The following is a 510-nucleotide window of genomic DNA, read 5'->3' as shown; positions in this document are numbered from 1 at the left end:
GATCTGAATCGCTTGATGCAGCGCCTTTCGCGCACCGGCCTGCGCCATGGTGATCAGCTCGACCAGACGTTCCTGCCGCCGCTGCGCAAGCCGATCTACGTGATGTTGCAGGATCACGACCGCGCCGAACGCCTGGCCAAGCAACTGGAATTTTTCGGTTTGAGCGCACAGGCACTGGACAGCGTGGCCGCGTTTCGCTCGTCGATGGTCGAGCGCTTGCCCGCGGCGATTGTCATGGACGTGGATTTCAGTGGCCCCGGCATCGGCCTGAAACTCGCCGCCGAAGCTCAGGTCGGCCTCGAAGAACCCCTGCCACTGCTGTTCTTCAGCCTGCACGAAACCGACACCCCTACCCGCCTCGCCGCCGTGCGCGCCGGCGGTCAGGAATTCCTCACCGGCACGCTCGAAGCCTCGAGCTTGCTGGAAAAAATCGAAGTGCTGACCTGCGTCGCTCAGTACGAGCCCTATAAAGTGCTGATCATCGACGACTCGCGCGCCCAGGCCTTGCAC

1 pseudogene is annotated in these 510 nt (G+C 62.9%); it reads left to right on the top strand.

Annotated elements, in window-relative coordinates:
- A pseudogene (gene gcbA / locus J5M71_RS27275) lies at window positions 1-510 on the top strand (diguanylate cyclase GcbA); the annotation flags it as partial.

This window comes from Pseudomonas sp. 43(2021) (assembly GCF_017490805.1).
Classification (GTDB): domain Bacteria; phylum Pseudomonadota; class Gammaproteobacteria; order Pseudomonadales; family Pseudomonadaceae; genus Aquipseudomonas.
The sequence above is the reverse complement of the archived record's forward strand: the minus strand, read 5'-3'. Positions and strand labels throughout refer to the sequence as shown.